2 protein-coding genes and 2 pseudogenes are annotated in these 3,233 nt (G+C 63.6%); all 4 read left to right on the forward strand.

Features of this window, described 5'->3' with window-relative positions:
• Window positions 1-65: pseudogene (locus tag QZ213_RS26425) on the forward strand (F0F1 ATP synthase subunit delta); the annotation flags it as partial.
• The gene (atpA, locus tag QZ213_RS26430; RefSeq protein WP_291689002.1) at window positions 65-1,594 is read left to right on the forward strand and encodes a F0F1 ATP synthase subunit alpha; all 1,530 of its coding nucleotides are present in this window, start codon (window positions 65-67) and stop codon (window positions 1,592-1,594) included. The pseudogene QZ213_RS26425 and the gene atpA, both read left to right, overlap by 1 nt.
• 96 nt (window positions 1,595-1,690) lie before the next feature.
• Complete coding sequence (locus QZ213_RS26435) at window positions 1,691-2,569, forward strand: F0F1 ATP synthase subunit gamma (RefSeq protein ID WP_291689003.1); 879 nt, start codon at window positions 1,691-1,693, stop codon at window positions 2,567-2,569.
• A 46-nt stretch (window positions 2,570-2,615) separates the two neighbouring features.
• Window positions 2,616-3,233, forward strand: a pseudogene (locus tag QZ213_RS26440) (F0F1 ATP synthase subunit beta); the annotation flags it as partial.

Genomic DNA, 3,233 nt, shown 5'->3' on the forward strand with positions numbered 1-3,233 from the left:
TGGTGGATAGTTCGCTTCGCACCAAACTCAATTCGATCAAGCACGCGATGAAAGAGGCAGGCTGATGGACATCCGCGCCGCGGAAATTTCCGCGATCCTGAAGGACCAGATCAAGAATTTCGGCCAGGAGGCTGAGGTTTCCGAAGTCGGACAGGTGCTGTCCGTCGGCGACGGCATTGCCCGCGTCTACGGGCTGGACAACGTCCAGGCCGGCGAGATGGTCGAGTTCGAGAACGGCACCCGCGGCATGGCGCTGAACCTCGAGACCGACAACGTCGGTATCGTGATTTTCGGTGCCGACCGCGAGATCAAGGAAGGCCAGACCGTCAAGCGCACACGCGCCATCGTCGACACGCCGGTCGGCAAGGGTCTGCTCGGCCGCGTCGTCGACGCGCTCGGCAACCCGATCGACGGCAAGGGCCCGATCCAGGCCGACAAGCGCATGCGCGTCGACGTCAAGGCGCCCGGCATCATTCCGCGCAAATCGGTCAACGAGCCGATGGCAACCGGCCTCAAGGCGATCGACGCGCTGATCCCGGTCGGCCGCGGCCAGCGCGAGCTGATCATCGGCGATCGCCAGACCGGCAAGACGGCGATCGCGCTCGATACCATTCTCAACCAGAAGCCGCTCAACGCGCAGCCGGACGAGAAGATCAAGCTGTATTGCGTCTACGTCGCGATTGGCCAGAAGCGCTCGACGGTCGCTCAGTTCGTCAAGGTGCTCGAGGAGCAGGGCGCGCTGGAATATTCGATCATCGTCGCCGCCACCGCCTCCGATCCGGCGCCGATGCAGTACATCGCGCCGTTCACCGGCTGCACCATGGGCGAATATTTCCGCGACAACGGCATGCACGCGGTCATCATCTATGACGATCTGTCGAAGCAGGCCGTCGCCTACCGCCAGATGTCGCTGCTGCTGCGCCGCCCGCCGGGCCGCGAGGCCTATCCCGGCGACGTGTTCTATCTGCATTCGCGCCTGCTCGAACGCGCCGCCAAGCTGAACGACCAGCAGGGCTCGGGCTCGCTGACGGCGCTCCCGATCATCGAAACCCAGGCCAACGACGTGTCGGCCTACATCCCGACCAACGTGATCTCGATTACCGACGGCCAGATCTTCCTGGAAACCGATCTGTTCTTCCAGGGCATTCGTCCCGCGGTGAACGTCGGCCTGTCGGTGTCGCGCGTGGGATCGTCGGCGCAGACCAAGGCGATGAAAAAGGTCGCCGGCAAGATCAAGGGCGAGCTGGCGCAGTACCGCGAAATGGCGGCGTTCGCACAGTTCGGAAGCGACCTCGACGCCTCGACCCAGCGCCTGCTCAATCGCGGCTCGCGCCTGACCGAACTCCTGAAGCAGCCGCAGTTCTCGCCGCTGAAAATGGAGGAGCAGGTGTGCGTGATCTGGGCCGGCACCAACGGCTACCTCGATGCGCTTCCGCTTAACAAGGTGCGCGCCTTCGAGGACGGCCTGTTGTCGCTGTTGCGCGGCAAGAACGTCGACATCCTCAACAGCATCCGCGAGACCCGCGATCTTTCGGACGACACCGCCGCCAAGCTGAAGTCGGCGGTCGAGGGTTACGCCAAGACGTTTGCTTAAAACGAAACGAGACGTGGGTGCCCGGCACGGGGCCGGGCATGACGAAAGCGAGGCTTGCGGTCGGATCGAAGATCAGATCGCCGGGGTGAACTAAGAATGGCTTCCCTTAAAGATATGCGGGTCCGCATCGCCTCCACCAAGGCGACGCAGAAGATCACCAAGGCCATGCAGATGGTCGCAGCCTCCAAGCTGCGCCGCGCGCAGAACGCCGCTGAGGCAGCGCGGCCCTACGCGGAAAAAATGGATGCGGTGATCTCGAATATCGCCAGCGCCGCGGCGGGCTCGCCCGGCGCGCCGGTGCTGCTGGCCGGCACCGGCAAGGACCAGGTGCACCTGTTCCTGGTCTGCACCGGCGAACGCGGCCTGTCCGGTGCATTCAATTCCTCGATCGTGCGTCTTGCCCGCGAGCGCGCGCTGGCGCTGATGAACCAGGGCAAAGAGGTCAAATTCTTTTGCGTCGGCCGCAAGGGCTACGAGCAGCTGCGCCGCACCTTCGAAAGGCAGATCGTCGAGAATATCGAGCTGCGCTCGGTTCGCCAGCTCGGCTTCGTCAATGCCGAGGATATCGCCAAGCGGGTGATCGCGCGTTTCGACGCCGGCGAGTTCGACGTCTGCACGCTGTTCTATTCGCGCTTCAAGTCCGTGATCGCGCAAGTCCCGACCGCGCAGCAGATCATTCCGCTGGTGGTGGAAGCTCCCGCTGCCAATGCCGGACCTGCGACGTCCTACGAATACGAGCCGGAGGAAGACGAGATCCTGACCAGGTTGCTGCCGCGCAACCTCGCGGTGCAGATCTTCCGCGCGCTTCTAGAAAACAACGCCTCGTTCTATGGCGCGCAGATGAGCGCGATGGACAACGCCACCCGCAACGCCGGCGACATGATCCGCAAGCAGACCCTGATCTACAACCGGACCCGCCAGGCGATGATCACCAAGGAGCTGATTGAAATCATCTCCGGCGCCGAGGCGATGTGACAGCCGCAACGGTCGTTTGAGACAGAATTCGAAGGAGAGAGTTTCCATGGCTACACCCGCCAACCAGACCGGACGCGTCACGCAAGTCATCGGCGCCGTCGTCGACGTGCAGTTCGAAGGCCATCTGCCGGCCATTCTCAACGCAATCACGACCATGAACGGCAAGAGCCGTCTGGTGCTCGAAGTCGCCCAGCATCTCGGCGAATCCACGGTGCGCACCATCGCGATGGACACCACCGAGGGTCTGGTCCGCGGCCAGGAAGTCAGCGACACCGGCGGCCCGATCCAGGTGCCGGTCGGCGCCGGCACGCTCGGCCGCATCATCAACGTGATCGGCGAGCCGATCGACGAAGGCGGCCCGATCACTGCGGAAGGCATGCGCGCGATCCATCAGGAAGCGCCGAGCTATACCGACCAGGCCACCGAAGCGGAAATTCTGGTCACCGGCATCAAGGTGGTCGATCTCCTGGCGCCTTACGCCAAGGGCGGCAAGATCGGCCTGTTCGGCGGCGCCGGTGTCGGCAAGACCGTGCTGATTCAGGAGCTGATCAACAACGTCGCCAAAGCGCACGGCGGCAATTCGGTGTTCGCCGGCGTCGGCGAGCGGACCCGCGAGGGCAACGACCTCTATCACGAGTTCATCGAATCCAAGGTCAACGCCGAC

Origin of the sequence: Bradyrhizobium sp. (genome assembly GCF_017881085.1) — a bacterium.
GTDB lineage: Bacteria > Pseudomonadota > Alphaproteobacteria > Rhizobiales > Xanthobacteraceae > Bradyrhizobium.

Excerpts from the sequence above, each read along its gene's own strand:
- atpA (WP_291689002.1), top strand. The coding sequence starts at position 65 with ATGGACATCCGCGCCGCGGAAATTTCCGCGATCCTGAAGGACCAGATC.
- QZ213_RS26435 (WP_291689003.1), top strand. The coding sequence starts at position 1,691 with ATGGCTTCCCTTAAAGATATGCGGGTCCGCATCGCCTCCACCAAGGCG.